General features: G+C 65.2%; 27 protein-coding genes and 1 pseudogene. 27 read left to right on the top strand and 1 reads right to left on the bottom strand.

Going from position 1 to position 17968, the window contains the following annotated elements:
* Window positions 1-750 precede the first annotated feature (750 nt).
* The 5 genes from fdhD (at window position 751) to ACW17Z_RS18255 (ending at window position 6924) form a co-directional block, all read left to right on the top strand.
* The gene (gene fdhD, locus ACW17Z_RS18235; protein ID WP_492057041.1) at window positions 751-1572 is read left to right on the top strand and encodes a formate dehydrogenase accessory sulfurtransferase FdhD; all 822 of its coding nucleotides are present in this window, start codon (window positions 751-753) and stop codon (window positions 1570-1572) included.
* Window positions 1572-3851 (top strand): FdhF/YdeP family oxidoreductase, encoded by a 2280-nt coding sequence (locus tag ACW17Z_RS18240; RefSeq protein WP_492057042.1) that lies wholly within the window; start codon window positions 1572-1574, stop codon window positions 3849-3851. Before fdhD ends, ACW17Z_RS18240 begins: the two co-directional genes overlap by 1 nt.
* 54 nt (window positions 3852-3905) lie before the next feature.
* Complete coding sequence (locus tag ACW17Z_RS18245) at window positions 3906-5054, top strand: GNAT family N-acetyltransferase (protein WP_492057043.1); 1149 nt, start codon at window positions 3906-3908, stop codon at window positions 5052-5054.
* Between the two features lie 10 nt (window positions 5055-5064).
* Window positions 5065-5979: a transcriptional regulator gene (locus tag ACW17Z_RS18250; RefSeq protein ID WP_492057044.1), complete on the top strand. Its 915-nt coding sequence runs from the start codon at window positions 5065-5067 to the stop codon at window positions 5977-5979.
* A 105-nt stretch (window positions 5980-6084) separates the two neighbouring features.
* On the top strand, window positions 6085-6924 hold the full coding sequence (locus tag ACW17Z_RS18255) for a GIN domain-containing protein (RefSeq protein WP_419321082.1): 840 nt from the start codon (window positions 6085-6087) through the stop codon (window positions 6922-6924).
* 88 nt (window positions 6925-7012) lie between these two features.
* On the opposite strand, the gene ACW17Z_RS18260 is transcribed toward ACW17Z_RS18255, so the two are convergent.
* Window positions 7013-7771 carry a hypothetical protein gene (locus ACW17Z_RS18260; RefSeq protein ID WP_492057045.1) on the bottom strand — a complete coding sequence of 253 codons (759 nt, stop codon included), beginning with the start codon at window positions 7769-7771 and terminating at the stop codon, window positions 7013-7015.
* A 383-nt stretch (window positions 7772-8154) separates the two neighbouring features.
* On the opposite strand from ACW17Z_RS18260, the pseudogene ACW17Z_RS18265 reads away from it, so the two are divergent.
* From ACW17Z_RS18265 to rplO, 22 genes and pseudogenes are all read left to right on the top strand, one after another.
* A pseudogene (locus ACW17Z_RS18265) lies at window positions 8155-8356 on the top strand (hypothetical protein).
* 13 nt (window positions 8357-8369) lie between these two features.
* Complete coding sequence (gene rpsJ, locus ACW17Z_RS18270) at window positions 8370-8678, top strand: 30S ribosomal protein S10 (protein ID WP_004616952.1); 309 nt, start codon at window positions 8370-8372, stop codon at window positions 8676-8678.
* 15 nt (window positions 8679-8693) lie between these two features.
* Window positions 8694-9464, top strand: coding sequence for a 50S ribosomal protein L3 (gene rplC, locus ACW17Z_RS18275; protein WP_419251734.1), 771 nt, complete (start codon window positions 8694-8696; stop codon window positions 9462-9464).
* Complete coding sequence (gene rplD, locus ACW17Z_RS18280) at window positions 9464-10102, top strand: 50S ribosomal protein L4 (protein WP_419321086.1); 639 nt, start codon at window positions 9464-9466, stop codon at window positions 10100-10102. The genes rplC and rplD overlap by 1 nt, the downstream gene beginning before the upstream one ends.
* Window positions 10102-10398, top strand: coding sequence for a 50S ribosomal protein L23 (locus ACW17Z_RS18285; protein WP_419251732.1), 297 nt, complete (start codon window positions 10102-10104; stop codon window positions 10396-10398). The genes rplD and ACW17Z_RS18285 overlap by 1 nt, the downstream gene beginning before the upstream one ends.
* A 4-nt stretch (window positions 10399-10402) precedes the next feature.
* Window positions 10403-11242, top strand: a complete 840-nt coding sequence (gene rplB / locus ACW17Z_RS18290; RefSeq protein WP_492057046.1) for a 50S ribosomal protein L2 — start codon at window positions 10403-10405, stop codon at window positions 11240-11242.
* A 3-nt stretch (window positions 11243-11245) separates the two neighbouring features.
* Window positions 11246-11524 carry a 30S ribosomal protein S19 gene (rpsS, locus tag ACW17Z_RS18295; RefSeq protein WP_419251730.1) on the top strand — a complete coding sequence of 93 codons (279 nt, stop codon included), beginning with the start codon at window positions 11246-11248 and terminating at the stop codon, window positions 11522-11524.
* Window positions 11525-11527: 3 nt separating this feature from the next.
* Window positions 11528-11908, top strand: a complete 381-nt coding sequence (rplV, locus tag ACW17Z_RS18300) for a 50S ribosomal protein L22 (protein ID WP_035049356.1) — start codon at window positions 11528-11530, stop codon at window positions 11906-11908.
* Window positions 11908-12657 (top strand): 30S ribosomal protein S3, encoded by a 750-nt coding sequence (gene rpsC / locus ACW17Z_RS18305; protein ID WP_419251729.1) that lies wholly within the window; start codon window positions 11908-11910, stop codon window positions 12655-12657. Before rplV ends, rpsC begins: the two co-directional genes overlap by 1 nt.
* Window positions 12658-12669: 12 nt before the next feature.
* A complete protein-coding gene (gene rplP, locus ACW17Z_RS18310; RefSeq protein ID WP_419251728.1) occupies window positions 12670-13110 on the top strand; it encodes a 50S ribosomal protein L16 in 441 nt (146 codons plus the stop codon).
* Window positions 13107-13301: a 50S ribosomal protein L29 gene (gene rpmC / locus ACW17Z_RS18315; protein ID WP_035049361.1), complete on the top strand. Its 195-nt coding sequence runs from the start codon at window positions 13107-13109 to the stop codon at window positions 13299-13301. Before rplP ends, rpmC begins: the two co-directional genes overlap by 4 nt.
* Before the next feature lie 10 nt (window positions 13302-13311).
* Window positions 13312-13551, top strand: a complete 240-nt coding sequence (gene rpsQ / locus ACW17Z_RS18320) for a 30S ribosomal protein S17 (RefSeq protein WP_062145542.1) — start codon at window positions 13312-13314, stop codon at window positions 13549-13551.
* An 18-nt stretch (window positions 13552-13569) separates the two neighbouring features.
* Window positions 13570-13938 (top strand): 50S ribosomal protein L14, encoded by a 369-nt coding sequence (gene rplN / locus ACW17Z_RS18325; RefSeq protein WP_035049365.1) that lies wholly within the window; start codon window positions 13570-13572, stop codon window positions 13936-13938.
* Entirely contained in the window at window positions 13938-14252 is a 315-nt protein-coding gene (rplX, locus tag ACW17Z_RS18330; RefSeq protein WP_419321087.1) for a 50S ribosomal protein L24, read from the top strand. The genes rplN and rplX overlap by 1 nt, the downstream gene beginning before the upstream one ends.
* Entirely contained in the window at window positions 14245-14802 is a 558-nt protein-coding gene (rplE, locus tag ACW17Z_RS18335; protein WP_062145545.1) for a 50S ribosomal protein L5, read from the top strand. The genes rplX and rplE overlap by 8 nt, the downstream gene beginning before the upstream one ends.
* Window positions 14803-14823: 21 nt before the next feature.
* On the top strand, window positions 14824-15129 hold the full coding sequence (rpsN, locus tag ACW17Z_RS18340; RefSeq protein ID WP_419251725.1) for a 30S ribosomal protein S14: 306 nt from the start codon (window positions 14824-14826) through the stop codon (window positions 15127-15129).
* 10 nt (window positions 15130-15139) lie between these two features.
* Entirely contained in the window at window positions 15140-15538 is a 399-nt protein-coding gene (gene rpsH / locus ACW17Z_RS18345; RefSeq protein ID WP_062145548.1) for a 30S ribosomal protein S8, read from the top strand.
* Window positions 15539-15556: 18 nt separating this feature from the next.
* Entirely contained in the window at window positions 15557-16090 is a 534-nt protein-coding gene (gene rplF, locus ACW17Z_RS18350) for a 50S ribosomal protein L6 (protein WP_419321091.1), read from the top strand.
* A 3-nt stretch (window positions 16091-16093) separates the two neighbouring features.
* Window positions 16094-16450 carry a 50S ribosomal protein L18 gene (gene rplR / locus ACW17Z_RS18355; RefSeq protein ID WP_035049377.1) on the top strand — a complete coding sequence of 119 codons (357 nt, stop codon included), beginning with the start codon at window positions 16094-16096 and terminating at the stop codon, window positions 16448-16450.
* A gap of 13 nt (window positions 16451-16463) precedes the next feature.
* A complete protein-coding gene (gene rpsE, locus ACW17Z_RS18360; RefSeq protein ID WP_419251723.1) occupies window positions 16464-17069 on the top strand; it encodes a 30S ribosomal protein S5 in 606 nt (201 codons plus the stop codon).
* 3 nt (window positions 17070-17072) lie between these two features.
* Window positions 17073-17258 (top strand): 50S ribosomal protein L30, encoded by a 186-nt coding sequence (gene rpmD, locus ACW17Z_RS18365; RefSeq protein WP_419321093.1) that lies wholly within the window; start codon window positions 17073-17075, stop codon window positions 17256-17258.
* 171 nt (window positions 17259-17429) lie between these two features.
* Complete coding sequence (gene rplO / locus ACW17Z_RS18370) at window positions 17430-17924, top strand: 50S ribosomal protein L15 (protein WP_419321095.1); 495 nt, start codon at window positions 17430-17432, stop codon at window positions 17922-17924.
* Window positions 17925-17968 lie beyond the last annotated feature (44 nt).

Below are 17968 nucleotides of genomic sequence, written 5' to 3' on the forward strand. Positions count from 1 at the left end.
GGGATGGGGGTGACCCCGCTGGACGATTTCAGGCCGGCCGCGCCTCATCCTGAACCTCTGTCACCCCCATCCCCGACCCTTCCCCCATCGAGGGGGAAGGGAGAAGACGCCGGACCTCTATCCCCGTGCCCGCACGGGGATAACCCCGCCCCGACCCCAGCAAAATCAACGCCCTAGCCGCCGCACCCAGCGTGACGATCCAAAATCGACGCAGCCCCCTCCAAAACGCCCGCATACTTCTCCTCGTCCCACCACTGGGGAGGCCGTCCAGCTGGCGACCTGACGGGGGGTGGGGGCGGTCGAGCGGGTCGCGCCCGTCGGTCGTCGTTGAAGGCCCGATGGGGTCTGGCGGAGCGGAGCGGTCCTGCGGGGACCGAACGTGATGAAGCCGGATCCGGACCGCCGGGAACACCCTTCGGCGACGCCCGTACAGGCGCTGCAGGCGCGGGCTGAAATCGCCCGCGCGGTCCGGAGGGGTCGCTTCCCCTCCGCCCGCCTGGGGCCTCTTTCGGGAGCGGGTTAAAACCCCGCGCCCCGAGGGCTCATCGGATAACAGCCGCGCGGAGCGCTCCGGCCACGGCCGAAACGGTACTCCTCTACACACTCCTCCGGGCCTGGCCCGGACGCTCCGCCGCCTCCCCAACTTGCCGGTCAGACCGGCGAGGCTGCGAACCCGTGCGGTCTCGCTTTAGCGGCAGATTCCAGGATCAGCATTTGTCGTGACGGAGAGCCGCGCGGCGCGATAGGTTCATGACCATGCCGATGCCTTCCGTCACCCATCGCGCCGCCGCCCAGTGGCGCGCCGGCGCCCAGATCCAGCCGATTGAGCGCGCCGTGCCCGACGAGGTCGCGGTGGGGCTGTCGTTCAACGGCCGGCCCCACACGGTGCTGATGGCGACGCCGGCCGATATCGAGGATCTGGCGCGGGGCTTCACCCTGACCGAAGCCATAGCCGGCGCGGGCGACATCCTGGCCATCGAGGTCACGCAGGCGGAACTGGGCCTGATGGCCGACGTGCGGCTTGCGCCGCAGGCCGCGCCCCGCAAGGCCCGGCCCCGCACGCTTGAGGGGCGGTCCAGCTGCGGGCTGTGCGGCGTGCAGCGTCTGGCCGACGCCGTGCGGCCCTTGCCGCAGGTTGGCGAGGGCAGGGCCGTGGCGCATTCGGCGATCCAGCGGGCGCTCGACGCCCTGGCCGAAACCCAGACCCTAGGCCGGCTGACGCGGGCGACCCACGCCGCCGCCTTCGCCGACGCTGGCGGACGCATCCTGCTGTCGCGCGAAGATGTCGGCCGTCACAACGCCCTGGACAAGCTGGCCGGGGCGATGGCCGCCAGCGGTCTCGACGCCGACGCCGGCTTTGTTCTGGTCACCAGCCGCTGCTCGTTCGAGATGATCGAGAAGACCGTCCGTATCGGCTGCCCGATCCTGGTGGCGGTGTCGGCGCCCACCGATCTGGCCATCCGCAAGGCGGAGGAGGCGGGTCTGACCCTGGTGGCCCTGGCCCGGTCTGACGGCCACACGGTGTTCACCCGCGCCGACCGTCTGGTCGAAGTCGAGCTGGAGAGCGTCTGATGGCCGATTCCAAGATCCCAGGCGTTCGCGCCTATGACAGCCCGGCCGGCGGCTGGGGCGCATTGAAGGCTGTTGCTGGGGCCCTTTCCGATCAGGAGACGGTGATCGAGGGCGGGCGCACCCTGCTGTCGGCCAACCAGCCCGAGGGCTTCGACTGCCCCGGCTGCGCCTGGCCTGATCCCAAGCACACCAGCTCGTTCGAGTTCTGCGAAAACGGCGCCAAGGCCGTGGCCTGGGAGGCGACCAGCAAGCGCGCCACGTCCGAGGTGTTCGAGCGCCACACGGTGAGCGAGCTGCTGACCTGGAGCGATCACGCCATCGAGGACCTGGGCCGGCTGACCGAGCCCATGGCCTATGACGCCGCCAGTGACCGCTATCGGCCGATCAGCTGGGACGAGGCTTTCGCGCGAACCGGGGCGGCGCTGCGGGCGCTGGAGCATCCGGACCAGGCCGAGTTCTACGCCTCGGGCCGGGCCTCCAACGAGGCGGCGTTTCTGTACCAGCTGCTGGGCCGGCGCTTCGGGACCAACAATTTCCCCGACTGCTCCAACATGTGCCACGAGCCGACCAGCGTGGGCCTGCCGGACTCGATCGGCATGGGCAAGGGTTCGGTGACGCTAGAGGATTTCGACCACGCCGACCTGATCCTGTGCTTTGGCCACAACCCCGGCACCAACCATCCCCGGATGATGGGAACCCTGCGCGAGGCGTCCAAGCGCGGCGCGGCGATCCTGGCCTTCAATCCGCTGCGTGAACGATCACTGGAAAAGTTCGCCTCGCCGCAGGACGCGATGGAGATGGCGACCCTGTCTTCGACGCCGATCGCTTCGGCCTATTACCAGCTGACCATCGGCGGCGACGCCCTGGCGGTGCAGGGCATGATGAAGGCGGTGCTGGCCCTGCAGGCCGTCGATCGCGACTTCATCTCCGAGCACACCGCCGGCTTCGAGGCGCTGGTCGAGGCGCTGGACGTCCTGACCTGGGAGGAGATCGAAGCGGGTTCCGGCCTGTCGCGCGCCCAGATGGAGGAGGCCGCCGGCGTCTATGCACGGTCGAAGGCGACCATCCTCTGCTACGGCATGGGCCTGACCCAGCATCGGGACTCGTCGGGCACGGTGCAGCAGCTGGTCAACCTGCTGCTGCTGAAGGGCAATATCGGCCGGCCGGGGGCGGGGATCTGTCCGCTGCGGGGCCACTCCAATGTGCAGGGCGCACGCACTGTCGGGGTGGCCGAGAAGCCGGGGGCCGCCCTGCTCGATTCCTTGCGCGACGTGTTCGACTTCGAGCCGCCGCGCGAGCATGGCCACACCGTGGTCGAGGCCATCGAGGCGATGGAGCGGGGCGAGGCGACAGTGTTCCTGGGCCTGGGCGGCAATTTCGCCGTGGCGGCGCCCGATCCGATCCGCACCTTTGCGGCCATGCGCCAGCTGGACTTCGCCGTCCACATCGCCACCAAGCCCAACCGCACCCACCTGCTGGTCGGCCAGGAGAGCCTGCTGCTGCCGTGCCTGGGCCGCACCGAGATCGACATCCAGGCCGGCGGCCGCCAGGCGGTGACGGTCGAGGACTCGATGTCGATGGTCCATGCTTCGAAGGGCCTGAACCCGCCGGCTTCGGAGCAGCTGAAGTCGGAGCCGGCCATTGTCGCAGGCATCGCCCGGGCGGTGCTGGGCCAGGATGACGCCGTCGACTGGTCGGGGCTGGTCGCTGACTACGACCGCATCCGCGACCTGATCGCCCGCGTGTTTCCGGGCACGTTTGACAACTATAATGAGCGCATCCGCGTTCCCGGCGGTTTCCGCCTGCCGGTGCCGCCGTCGGATCGGGTCTGGAAGACCGCCTCGGGCAAGGCCAATTTCATGGCGCACGCGCCAAAGGCCGGTGACCCGCGCCAGGGCGACGCCAGCGTGATGATCCTGACCACCCTGCGCAGCCACGACCAGTACAACACCACCATCTACGGCCTGGACGACCGCTATCGCGGGGTGTTCGGCCGGCGCGACGTAGTGTTCGCCAATCCCGATGACATCGCCGCGCGCGGCTTGTCGTCCGGCGATCGCATCGACCTGGCCGCCGCCTTCGACGCCGGCGGCCAGCGGGTGGTGCGCGGCTTCACCCTGGTGGCGCGCGACATCCCGCGCGGATGCCTGGCCGCCTATTATCCCGAGACCAATATCCTGGTCGATCTGGACGATCGCGACACCCGCAGCGGAACGCCGGCCTACAAGTCGGTTCCCGTGCGTCTCAGCGCGGCCTGTGGGGACGAGTCGCTCAACTAAAGCGATTGTTAGGAAAGGTCGCTGTAACCTCCCGCAACTTTCGGGGAGCGGGCTTTGCACGACGGGATTTCCGTGGAGGCGGTCAAGGTGTCAGAGCTGGGCGCGCCGGAACGCGCCCGGTGGAACGCCCTGCGTCGGGCCAACCCCTTGCTGGGCAGCCCCTATTTCGACCTTCGCTACCTCGACGTCGCCGGCCAGATCGCGCCCGGCGCGGCCATTGCGGTGATCCGGCGGGGCGACGAGATCGAGGGCTTCCTACCGTTCCAGCGGCGCGGCGCCCTGATCCAGCCCCTGGCCGCGCCGATGAGCGACAGTCATGGCCTGGTCGCATCCGCCGACACCCGCCTGGACCTGACCGATATCCTCAGAAAGCTCGGCGCCGAGCGTGCGCGCTTTGGCGGCTTGATCGCTCCGGGAACGAACGAGGGGCGCGGGCTTTCGGTGCGCCACGCCATGGCTGCCGACGTTTCTGCCGGTTTTCCGGCCTATGAGGCCGGACGCAGCGCGGGATTCCTCAAGGACAAGCGCCGCCGGCTGCGGGCGCTCGAGCGTGACCACGGGCCCGTGCGTTTCAGTTTCGATGCGCCCACCGCCGCGATGCTGGACCGGATCATCGCCGGCAAGCGCCAGCAGCTTCGTCGGACCCACCAGTACGACATCTTCGCCTGCGGCTGGACCGGCGCCCTGCTGCACCGCCTGGCCGAGTCTGGGGAAGCCGACTTTGGCCTGAAGCTGGCGGTTCTGCGGGCCGGCGACGCGATCGTCGCGGCCGAGCTGGGCCTGACCAGCGGCGATCGCCATCACCTGTGGTTTCCGACCTACGATACGGCCTATGCGCGCTACTCGCCGGGCAGCCTGATGACCCTGGAGACCCTGCGCGCGGCTGCGGAACAGGGGATTGCCCGGGTTGATTTCGGGCCTGGCGGCGAGGCCTACAAGCGCGACTTCGCCGAGCCGGCCGAGCCGGTGTTCGAAGGCATGATCCATACCCGTCCCCGAGCCATCGGACCGACCGGCCTTCCGGGCCTGACCCGTCTGTCGCGCCGCTTTGACGGCATCATGGCCTGTGAGCCCGGGCTGATGGGGCAGGTGCGGGGCGCTTCGTCCTTTGTCACGGCCATGACCCGTCGCCATCCGCGCGTCGGGGCGGGCGTCGGCCTTGGGGTCGGCCTTGGTCTCAGTCTCACGCTCTTGGCCGACTAGGGAGTTTTCGATGTCCGATCTGATCGCCGCCTGGTCGCCCGAGCAAAAGAACGCCTTCGGCAAGACGCCCATCACCTTTCAGCACAAGCTTCTGGAGTCGCGTCTGTTCGAGGACGAGACCCTGGCGCGCGTGCTCGACGCCTATCCGGCCGAGCTCTACGACATCAACCTGTTCGACTTCGACGCCGACGGCCAGCACACCATGCGCACCGGCGCGCGGGGGCGGCGCTCCGGCCAGGAGGTGCTGGAGGGCGTCAAGGAAGGCCGCATCTGGGTGCAGCTGCGCCGGGCCGAGGCCTGGTATCCGCAACTGGGCCCGCTGATCGAGGCGGCGTTTGCAGGGATTTCGGGTCAGGCGCAGGGCTTCAAGCCGATCCAGCTGAATGGCCAGCTGATCCTGTCGGCGCCGGGCGCCAAGGTGCCGTTTCACGCCGATGCGCCCGGGGTTGTGCTGTTCCACCTGCGCGGCCGCAAGCGGATCTGGATCTATCCGGCCGACGAGACTCACATGCCCCAGAAGGGCATGGAGAACATCCTGCTCAAGCAGCAGACCGAGGACTTGCCCTACCGCCGCGAGATGGACGCCGCCGCTCAGGTCTTCGACCTGGAGCCCGGCATGGCCGCCGCCTGGCCGCTGCATGCGCCGCACCGGATCGAGAACCTCGGGACGTTCAATGTCTCATTGTCGGTGGATTACCAGACCTGGGGGTCTCGCCTGATCAACGGCGCGCACTATGCCAATGGCGTGTTCCGGCGCTGGGGCATGCCCGTGGCGGCGATGGGCAAGACCCCGGCTGTGGCGCGGGCCGGCCTGTGGGCGGCGTCTTTGGGCTTGAAGCGCGCGCGTCTGGTCGAGGACCGGATCAAGGGCTTCGAGCGCAGTTTCGAGCTGGGAACGGACGCTCCGTCTGAAGCGCGACCTTGAGGCCGATTTGTGACATCGCGGTCATGACCGCGAATTAAGTCGTCTCCCCCGGCGGGCGCCGCTAGCTTTCCCACATCAACGCCATCCGACAGGGGAAATATCTCGATGCGCGCACTTCTCGTTCTGGCCGCCGGCGCGGCCGCCCTGGGTTTCGCTGGCGTCGCCTCCGCTGCGCCTTCGGTCCGGATCAAGGATGCGGTCGCCCGCGTCGTGGTGATCCCCGAAGCCCGTAACGACATCAAGGTGGAGTTCCTCACCACCAACAAGAGCCTGCCCTTGAGCATCCGGCGGGATGGCCCGGACACGATCGTCGACGGCAATTTGCGCATGAACAAGATCCATGGCTGCAACACCAAGATGGGCCAGACCACGATCAAGGTGCGCGGCGTCGGTGAAGTGAAGTGGGAGGATATCCCGCAGATCGTCATTCGCACGCCGATGCGGGTCGATGTGTCCGGGGCTGGCGCCGTGTTCGGCAGCATCGGCCGCAGCGACAGCCTGGAACTGGCCAATGCCGGTTGCGGTGACTGGACCGTCGCCAACGTAAAAGGTCAGCTGGAAGTCAGCCAGGCGGGCTCAGGCGACACCAATGTCGGCGCGGCGGGTTCGGCCGAGATCAGCATCGCCGGCTCCGGCAGCGTGAGGACCCAGGAGGTTGCGGGCGACTTCACGGTCTCGATCGCCGGTTCGGGCGACGCCGGGGCGGCGAGTGTCGGCGGCAAGGTCGAGGTCAACATTGCCGGCTCGGGCGATGTGGCGATCGCCGGCGGTCGCGCCAGGTCGATCGAGGTCAGCATCATGGGTTCGGGCGACGTGACCCATGACGGCGAGGTCGGCGACGTCGAGGTCTCGGTGGCCGGCTCTGGCGACGTGCGCATCGCCAAGGCGACCGGCAATGTCAGCAAGTCGGTGGCCGGCTCGGGTGACGTCTATATCGGCCACTGAGCCGCGTTCGACGATCACACATATATATAGAGAGTGAAGGCCCCGGGACGGATGTCCCGGGGCCTTCCGCTTTTCAGGCTCGCCGCGTTTAGCGGACGCCGAAGCCGAACAGCGTGCCAGCGTCGATCAGGTCGGCGCCGGCCGCGTCACGGGCCTTCAGGCTGCCGCCGAAGGTGTAACGCACGCCGATCTTGACCGCGTCCGACTTCAGGTCGGCCAGGTCTTCGCTTTCGGTGTGGGTGTACTTGCCGAAGGTCGACCAGCCGGTGTTGGCGAACTTGTATTCGCCGCCCAGGCTGGCGTCCCACGCCTCGGCTTCCACCAGGGTGTCGAGCTTGGAATAGCCCAGGCCGCCGTCGAGCCGGAAGTCGTCGGTCACGAAGTAGCGGGCTTCACCGCGCACGGCGTACAGGTCGGCGTCCAGATCGTTGGACTGGCCATAGGCCGCCAGGCCCGACAGCGTGACATTGCCCAGGTACTTGTGGGCTTCGGCGCCGACGGCCCACAGGGTGTCGTTGCTGGGACGCGACAGGGCGGTGAAGCCGCCGACGCGCCAGGTGTCGCCGATCTTGGTGGTCAGGTGGACGGCGCCCGAGGCGACGGTTTCGTCGCTGATGTCGTTGTCCGAGATCGCCACGTCGCCATTGGCGGTCACGGTCCAGGCCGCGCCGACCGGTACGGCGACCGAGCCGTCGAACTTCATCGACGTACCGTCAGCGCTGACCACGCGGGTGTCGACGTCGCTGTAGGTCACGGCGGCGCCGATCGAACCGACTTGCTGGGCGAAGGCGGGAGCCGAGAAGGCGAGGACCGCGACAGCAGCGGCGGCGAAAAGTTGGGTCTTCATAGTGGGTAATCCCCTTACTGGAACAACCCCGGCGCTGGCGGTCATTGGGGGGAGGGGCCACCAGTCCGCCGGGGAGGGGCGGCATCTATGGCGCGTCGCCTGGCGCCACAAGGGGCAATAGTCGTGCTTGAGGGTCAGATGATGCCCAATTGTGACACTTGAAAGATCATAATGGGCGACTATCCGCATGCATGCGCACGTTCCTGCCCATGTGACGGCGTTATTCGACAATCCCATGACAGATGAGGGGTTGCGGAGACGGGCCCAGGCGCCTATCCAGAAGCGGCTCGCCGAGTCGCCTCAGTTTCTGGCGCGACAAGGCAAGCGGAGCGCTTGACGAAACCGGATTCGGAACGTACAAGCGCGCCTCTGTTGGACCGGCTGTGAGCTCTAGGGCTCAAACGCGGTTCGCGAGACGCCCGGACATAGCGCCGCCAACCTTCTTTCGAGAAGGGGCGCAATATCTGGACATAACCCCCACGGGCAACCGTGAGGGCCATTTGTTTTGCGGACGCTGCGTTCGAACTCTCCCAAGGGTTCGAGTTGGTCTTTGAAATGGTTCGAGACGCGGGCGCAGCCCACTAGGAAACCGAGCGATATGGATCGTCAGAACATCCGCATCCGGCTCAAGGCCTTCGATCACCGCGTGCTGGATCATTCCACGCGCGAGATCGTCAATACGGCCAAGCGCACTGGTGCGACGGTACGGGGCCCGATCCCCCTGCCCACGCTTATCGAAAAATTCACCGTCAACCGTTCGCCGCACGTCGACAAGAAGTCGCGCGAACAGTTCGAGATCCGTACGCACAAGCGCGTTCTCGACATCGTTGACCCGACTCCGCAGACCGTGGACGCGCTGATGAAGCTCGACCTGTCGGCCGGCGTTGACGTCGAAATCAAGCTGTAAGGAGGGCCGAATCTTATGACTCTCCCCGCAAATCGTACTGGCGTGATCGCCAAGAAGCTCGGCATGACCCGCTTCTTCGATGAAACCGGACAGCACATCCCGGTCACCGTCCTGTCGCTGGATGGCTGCCAGGTCACCGCCCAACGCACCCAGGAAAAGGACGGTTATACCGCCCTTCAACTCGGTGCTGGCGCCAAGAAGCCCAAGAACACCCCCAATGGCATGCGTGGCCACTTCGCCAAGGCCTCGGTTGAACCCAAGCGGGTTGTCGCCGAGTTCCGCGTCGAAGAAGCCGCTCTGATCGAAGTGGGCGCGGAAATCACCGCCGACCACTACGTTGCCGGCCAGAAGGTCGACATCCAGGGCGTCACCGTCGGTAAGGGTTTTGCCGGCGCCATGAAGCGCTGGAACTTCGGTGGTCTGCGCGCAACTCACGGCGTCTCGGTCTCGCACCGTTCGCACGGCTCGACTGGTCAACGCCAGGATCCGGGTCGGACGTTCAAGGGCAAGAAGATGGCCGGTCACCTGGGTCAGGAAACTGTCACCACGCTGAACGTCACCGTCTGGAAAGTCGATGTTGAGCGCGGCCTGATCCTGGTCAAGGGCGCTGTCCCCGGCCACGAAGGCAGCTACGTGAAGGTTCGCGACGCGATCAAGAAGGCCCCTCCGGCCGACCTGCCGCGTCCGGGCGCCTTCCGCAAGGCTGGTCAGGCTCCGGCGACCGCCGCTGCTGAAACCCCCGCTGAGGAAGCCCCCGCGGCATCGACCGAAGAGGGCGAAGGCTAATGAAACTCGACGTCATCAAACTGGACGGCGGCAAGGCCGGCTCCGTTGATCTCGACGACGCCATCTTTGGCATCGCCGACATCCGCGGCGACATCCTGCAGCGCGTCGTCACCTGGCAGCTGGCCAAGCGCCGCTCCGGCAACCACAAGATTCAGGTCCGTAACGAGGTCTCTCGCACGGGCAAGAAGATGTACAAGCAAAAGGGCACCGGCGGCGCTCGTCACGGTTCGCGCCGTGCGGCTCAGTTCGTCGGCGGCGCCAAGGCTCACGGCCCTGTCGTCCGCAGCCACGCGTTCGATCTTCCCAAGAAGATCCGTGCGATGGCTCTGCGTCACGCTCTCTCGTCGAAGGCCAAGGCCGGCTCGCTCATCGTGCTGGACAACGTTGCTCTGACCGATCCGAAGACGGCCGCCCTGCGCGCCACCTTCGACAAGATGGGTCTGAAGAACGCTCTGGTCATCGCGGGTCCGGAAGTGGACGGCAACTTCAAGCTCGCCGCCCGCAACATTCCGAACATCGACGTGCTGCCGAACGCCGGCCTGAACGTCTATGACGTGCTGCGTCGCCACACCCTGGTCCTGACCAAGGACGCGGTGGATGCGATCTCGGCGCGTTTCGCTGAGAAGGAAGCCGCGTAATGGCCGCAACCGCCCGCCACTACGACACGATCCTGTCGCCGGTGATCACCGAGAAGGCCACCCTGCTTTCCGAGCAGAACAAGGTTGTCTTCCGGGTGTCCGCCGATGCGTCCAAGGACGAAATCGCCGCCGCAGTCGAAGAGCTGTTCAAGGTCAAGGTCACCAAGGTCAACACCATGGTCACCAAGGGCAAGACCAAGCGCTTCCGCGGCATCATCGGACGTCGTTCCGATGTCAAAAAAGCCATCGTGACCCTGGCCGAAGGCCAGTCGATCGACATCACGACGGGGCTCTAATCAGATGGCCTTGAAGCACTTTAACCCGACCAGCCCAGGCCAACGCGGCCTGGTCCTGATCGACCGCAGCGAGCTCTACAAGGGTCGTCCCGAGAAGAAGCTCGTTGAAGGCCTGACCAAGTCGGGCGGTCGCGGCGGCAATGGCCGTATCGCCGTCCGTTTCCGCGGCGGCGGCGCCAAGCGCCTGTATCGCCTGGTCGACTTCAAGCGTCGCAAGCAAGGCGTGGCTTCGGTTGTTCGTATTGAATACGACCCCAACCGCACCGCGTTCATCGCCCTGATCAAGTATCAGACCGATGGCGAGCTCGCCTACATCCTGGCCCCGCAGCGCCTCAAGGTTGGTGACGAAGTCGTCACCGCCGACAAGGTCGACGTGAAGCCGGGCAACACCTCGCCGCTGCGGACCATGCCAATCGGCACGATCATCCACAATGTCGAGCTGAAGCCCGCCAAGGGTGGTCAGATCGCTCGTTCGGCTGGCGCTTACGCCCAGCTGGTCGGTCGTGACGCCGGCTACGCCCAGATCCGCCTGAACTCGGGCGAGCTGCGCATGGTTCTCGACACCTGCCTGGCCACGGTTGGCGCAGTCTCCAATCCCGACCACATGAACGAAAACCTCGGCAAGGCCGGTCGTGTTCGTCACATGGGTCGTCGCCCTCACGTTCGCGGCGTCGCCATGAACCCGGTCGACCACCCCCACGGTGGTGGTGAAGGCCGGACCTCGGGCGGTCGTCACCCGGTGACCCCGGCTGGCAAGCCGACCAAGGGCGCCAAGACCCGCGTCAACAAGGCCACGGATAAGTTCATCATCCGTTCGCGCCACAAAGCGAAAAAGGGCCGCTAAGCCATGACCCGCTCCGTCTGGAAAGGCCCGTTTGTTGACGGGTACCTCCTGAAGAAGGCCGACGCATCCCTGTCGTCGGGCCGCAAGGATGTCATCAAGACCTGGTCGCGTCGTTCGACGATCATGCCGCAGTTTGTCGGCCTGACCTTCGGCGTCCACAACGGTCTCAAGCACGTCCCCGTTATCGTGTCGGAAGACATGGTTGGTATGAAGTTCGGTGAGTTCGCTCCCACCCGTAACTTCCCCGGCCACGCCGCCGACAAGAAGGCGAAGAGGAAGTAGGCCATGAGCCAAGCTAAACAACCTCGCCGCCTGCCGGCCAACGAAGCGATGTGTAAGGTTCGCACCTTGCGCACCAGCGCCCGTAAGCTGAACCTGGTTGCTCAGTCCATTCGTGGTCTGAACGTCCAGCGCGCTCTCAACGAGCTCGAATTCAGCCACAAGCGCATCGCCCAGGACGTCCGCAAGGCGCTGTACTCGGCCATTTCCAATGCCGAGAACAACCACAACCTCGACATCGACTCGCTGGTCGTGTCCGAGGCCTATGTGGGCAAGAACCTGGTGATGAAGCGCTTCTCGCCCCGCGCCCGCGGCCGTGCGACGCGCGTTGAAAAGCCGTTCTCCGAGATCACCATCGTGGTCCGCGAACTGGGTGAGGCCGCCTAATGGGTCAGAAAGTCAATCCGGTCGGGCTTCGGCTCGGCATCAACCGCACCTGGGACAGCCGTTGGTTCGCCGACGGCGCCCAGTACGGCAAGCTTCTGCATCAGGACATCGCTGTCCGTAAGATGCTCAAGAAGCGGCTCTATCTGGCTGGCGTCTCGCGCATCATCATTGAGCGTCCGCACAAGAAGTGCCGTGTCACGATCTATGCCGCTCGTCCGGGCGTCATCATCGGCAAGAAGGGCGCTGACATCGACAAGCTCCGCAAGGACCTGTCGATCATGACGGAAGGCGAGGTTCACCTGAACATCGTCGAAATCCGTAAGCCTGAAACCGACGCCCAGCTGGTGGCCGAGTCCATCGCCCAGCAGCTCGAGCGCCGGATTGCCTTCCGTCGCGCCATGAAGCGGTCGATCCAATCGGCCGTCCGTCTTGGCGCCAAGGGCATTCGCATCAACGTGTCGGGCCGCCTCGGCGGCGCTGAAATCGCGCGGATGGAATGGTATCGCGAAGGTCGCGTGCCGCTCCACACCCTGCGCGCTGACATCGACTACGGTTTCGCGGAAGCCAAGACCACCTACGGCATCATCGGCGTGAAGACCTGGATCTTCAAAGGCGAAGTGCTGGAGCATGACCCGATGGCGCTCGACAAGCGTCTCGCCACCGAGTCCGGCCCTGCCGGCGAAGGTGGTGGGCGCGAGCGCGGCGATCGTCCCGACCGGGGCGACCGCGGCCGTCGCGATCGGGGCTAAGGATAGAGCGCTATGCTGTCACCGAAAAAAACCAAGTACCGCAAGCAGTTCAAGGGGCGCATTCATGGCGTCTCCAAGGGCGGCACCCTGCTGAACTTCGGCTCCTACGGCCTCAAGGCCGTTGAGCCGGAACGCATCACCGCTCGCCAGATCGAAGCGGCTCGTCGGGCGATCACTCGCCAGATGAAGCGCCAAGGTCGCGTGTGGATCCGCATCTTCCCCGACGTGCCGGTCACCGGCAAGCCGGCCGAAGTCCGGATGGGTAAGGGCAAGGGCGCCGTGGATCACTGGGCCGCGCGCGTCGCGCCGGGCCGGATCATGTTCGAAATCGACGGCGTGCCGGACGATGTCGCTCGCGAAGCTCTGCGCCTCGGCGCGGCCAAGCTGCCGATCCGTACCCGTGTCGTCACCCGCATCGACGCAGGTGCGGCTCTGGAGGCCGAAGCGGCATGACCAAGATTGCTGACATCCGGGGTATGACGCCCGACCAACTCGCCGAGCAGCTGCTCAGCCTCAAGAAGGAGCAGTTCAACCTGCGCTTCCAGGCCGCGACCGGTCAGGTGGAAAAGACCCACCGCGTTGGTGAGATCCGCAAGGATATCGCCCGCATCAAGACCGTGCTGCGCGCCAAGGCCGCGGCTTAAGGAGAACGATATGCCCAAGCGTATCCTCGAAGGGGTTGTCGTCTCCGATAAGGGCGACAAGACCGTAGTGGTTAAGGTTGAACGGACCATCGTTCACCCGCTGCTCAAGAAGATCGTGCGCCGCTCCAAGCGGTACCACGCTCATGACGAGTCCAACGCGTACAAGACCGGCGAATCCATCAAGATCGTCGAGTGCGCTCCGAAGTCCAAGCTGAAGACCTGGGAAGTCCTTCCCAAGGTCTCGGCTTAAGTCTGGAAGGTTTAAACCATGATCCAGATGCAAACTAACCTGGAAGTCGCCGACAACTCCGGCGCTCGCCGGGTCATGTGCATCAAGGTGCTGGGTGGCGCAGGTCGTCGCTACGCCAGCGTCGGTGACGTGATCGTCGTGTCCGTGAAGGAAGCCATTCCTCGCGGCCGCGTGAAGAAGGGTGACGTGCTTCGCGCCGTCGTCGTTCGTGTCAACCAAGGCATGAAGCGCAAGGACGGTTCGCTGATCCGCTTCGACAAGAATGCTGCGGTCATCGTCAACAAAGCGAGCGAGCCGGTCGGCACGCGGATCTTCGGCCCGGTTCCTCGTGAACTGCGCGCCAAGAACCACATGAAGATCATCTCCCTCGCCCCCGAGGTGCTGTAATGGCTGCCAAGATCAAGAAGGGCGACCGCGTTGTCGTCCTGGCGGGCAAGGACAAGGGCAAGCAAGGCTCGGTGTCTGAAGTTCGTCCGAAGGAAAACCGCGTCATCGTGGAAGGCGTGAACCTCGTTCAACGTCACACCAAGGCGACCCAGGCCGATCCGCAAGGCGGCATCAAGAGCAAGGAAGCCGCGCTGCACGTCTCGAACGTCGCCATCGTGGATTCCAACGGCAAGCCCACCCGCGTCGGCTTCAAGATCGAAGGCGACAAGAAGGTGCGCGTGGCCAAGACCACGGGCGAGGTGATCAATGGTTGATCAAGCTTACGAGCCGCGGCTGAAGTCCGAATATCGCGCGCGCATCCGCGCCGCGATGAAGGAACAGTTCGGCTACACGAACGAAATGCAGATCCCCAAGCTGGACAAGATCGTCCTGAACATGGGTATCGGCGAAGCTGTCGCGGACTCCAAGAAGGCCCAAACGGCCATCAAGGATCTCACCCTGATCGCTGGTCAAAAGCCCGTCGCCACCAAGGCCCGCAAGTCGATCGCCGGCTTCAAGCTGCGCGAAGGCATGATCGTCGGCGCCAAGGTGACGCTCCGCAAGGACCGGATGTACGAGTTCCTCGACCGCCTGGTCACGATCGCGCTGCCGCGCGTGAAGGACTTCCGCGGCCTGAACGGCAAGAGCTTCGACGGCCGTGGCAACTATGCCATGGGTCTGAAAGAGCACCTGGTGTTCCCGGAAATCAACTATGACCAGATCGAACAGATCTGGGGCATGGACATCATCGTCTGCACCACTGCGAAGTCCGATCAGGAAGCCAAGGCGCTCCTGAAGGAATTCCAGTTCCCGTTCACGAATTAAGAGCGGGCAGGGAAACACACCATGGCCAAGAAAAGCGCCGTCAATCGTAACGAGATGGTCAAGTCTCTCGTCAAGCAATTCGCCGACAAGCGCGCCGCGCTCAAGGCAATCGCCAATGACGACAGCCTGCCGCTCGAGGATCGCTTCGAAGCTCGTCTGAAGCTCGCGAAGCTGCCGCGTAACTCCTCCGCTGTTCGCATTCGTAACCGTTGCGAAGTCACGGGCCGTCCGCGCGCCTATTATCGCAAGCTGAAGATGAGCCGTATCGCGCTCCGCGAGCTCGGCTCGTCGGGCCAGATCCCCGGCCTCGTCAAGTCGAGCTGGTGAGGACGATCATATGTCGATGAACGATCCCCTGAGCGACCTGATCGCTCGCATCAAGAACGCCGCCACGCGCAAGCGCGCCAAGGTTGCGACGCCGGCTTCCAAGCTGCGCGCTCGTGTCCTGGACGTGCTGGCCGACGAAGGCTACATCCGCGGCTACTCGCTCGTCGAGAAGCCCGGTGCGTTCCCCGAATTCGAGATCGAGCTCAAGTATTTTGACGGTGAGCCCGTGATCGCCGAAATCGCACGCGTCTCCAAGCCGGGCCGCCGCGTCTATTCGTCGATCAAGGACCTGAAGCCGATCAAGAACGGCCTGGGCATCTCGATCCTTTCGACGCCGAAGGGCGTCATGTCGGACTCCGCCGCACGCGACGCTAATGTCGGTGGCGAAGTCCTCTGCCGCGTCTACTAGGCGCGGGAGGGAAAGAGCATGTCACGTATCGGTAAAAAAGCCGTCGCGATCCCCTCGGGCGTGAATGTCACGATCGACGGGCAGACGGTCACGGTGAAGGGCCCCAAGGGGCAACTCGCCTGGACCATCGCAGACGAGATCGTCGTCACCCAGGAAGGTTCCGACCTCCTGCTGGTGGCTCGCGACGAGAGCAAGCGCGCCAAGTCGATGTGGGGTCTGTCCCGCACGCTGGTGGCCAACATGGTGCAAGGCGTCACCGCCGGCTTCGAGGAAACCCTTGAACTGGTGGGCGTCGGTTACCGCGCCGCGATGAAGGGCGATGCGCTCTCCATCCAGCTCGGTTTCAGCCACGATGTGAACGTCGAGCCTCCGGCTGGCGTCACCTTCGCGGTTCCGAAGCAAACCGAAATCAAGATCGCCGGTGCTGACAAGCAGGCGGTTGGCGAGATTGCCGCGAAGATTCGCCGCATTCGTCCTCCCGAGCCCTACAAGGGCAAGGGCGTTCGTTATGCCGGCGAAAAGGTTCGCCGCAAGGAAGGCAAGAAGAAGTAAGCCATGGCGCTCACACCTCGCGAATCCGCCGTGCGTCGTGCCCAACGCACCCGCACCCGCCTCAAGGCCCTGTCCAACGGTCGTCCGCGTCTTACGGTCTTCCGTTCGTCCAAGAACATCTACGCCCAGATCATCGATGATGAACGCGGCGTGACCCTGGCTGCCGCCTCCACCCTCGAAGGTGAAGGCAAGACCAAGGGCGCGGACAAGGACGCGGCTGCACTGGTCGGCAAGCTCGTCGCCGAGCGCGCCATCGAAAAGGGCGTCAAGGACGTCGTCTTCGATCGCGGCGGCTACATCTTCCACGGTCGGGTGAAAGCCTTGGCCGACGCCGCGCGCGAAGCCGGCCTGAATTTCTAAGGGAAATCACAGCATGGCTCGTGGTGATCAACAGCGTGGAGACGGCGGCCCCAATCGCGGCCGTCGCGACCGCAACGCCCCCGAAGAGCGGGTCGACAGCGACATCGTCGAAAAGCTCGTCCACATCAACCGCGTCGCCGCCACCGTTAAGGGCGGCCGTCGCTTCAGCTTCGCTGCTCTGATGGTCGTTGGCGACCAAAAGGGCCGCGTCGGCTTCGGTCATGGCAAGGCGCGTGAAGTGCCGGAAGCCATCCGCAAGGCGACCGAAGAAGCCAAGAAGACCATGGTTCGTGTTCCCCTGCGGGAATCGCGCACCCTGCACCACGACGGCTACGGCCGTTGGGGCGCTGGCAAGGTCATGATGCGCGCTGCCCCTCCCGGCACGGGCGTCATCGCCGGTGGTCCGATGCGCGCGGTTCTCGAAACCCTGGGCGTCCAGGACGTTGTGGCCAAGTCGACGGGTTCTTCGAACCCGTACAACATGGTTCGCGCCACGTTCGAGGCCCTGAAGGTTCAATCGTCGCCCCGCCAGATCGCCGCCAAGCGCGGCAAGAAGGTTGGCGACATTCTCGGCCGCCGCGCCGACGGAGCTTCGGCTCCGGACGCCATCGAGGGCTAAGACATGGCTGAAGCTAAAACCGTCAAGGTTCGCCAAACTGGCAGCCCGATCCGCCGCAACGCCACCCAGCGCGCAACGCTGGCTGGCCTGGGTCTCAACAAGCTGGGACGCGAGTCCGAGCTGGAAGACACCCCCTCGGTTCGCGGCATGATCCGCAAGGTCCAGCATCTGCTGGAAATCGTCGAGTAGGTCTGCTACACGACGCCGAAATCGCCACCCCGGTGAAAGCCGGGGTGGTTTTCGTTTGAAGTTCCGCCTTCCGATCCCATCGGGAAACGAGGGCAGGGCGACGGACGATCTTCAATTTTTCAAGCCGAGTCTGGCCCCTGGCCAGGCGCAGATCTCCAAGGAGAGGCACATATGACCAAGCTTAATGAACTCGCCCCGACCCCCGGTTCGACCAAGGGCCGCATGCGCGTTGGCCGTGGTCCCGGTTCGGGCAAGGGCAAGACCGCCGGTCGCGGCGTCAAGGGCCAGAAGGCGCGCTCGGGCGTCGCCATCGCCGGCTTCGAAGGCGGTCAAATGCCGCTGCACATGCGTATGCCTAAGCGCGGCTTCAACAATCCCTTCCGCCTGGACTTCGCTGAAGTGAACCTGTGGCGCCTGGAACAGGCCGTCGAAGCGGGCAAGCTGAAGGCCGGCGCCGACGTCTCGGTGGCCGACCTGGTCGCCGCCGGCGTGATCCGTCGCGAACTGGACGGCGTGAAGCTGCTGGGCAAGGGCGAGATCAAGTCGGCCCTGAAGCTGACCGTCTATTCGGCGACCGAAGCGGCCATCAAGGCCGTTGAAGCCGCCGGTGGTTCGGTGACCGTGACCAAGAAGGTCAAGGTTCAAGCCGAAGACGCCAAGGCCTAAGTCCATATTGTCATCCCGAGGGCGCGCTGGCCGCGCCTGCGGGA

It is taken from the genome of Caulobacter sp. GSs2 (assembly GCF_058680895.1).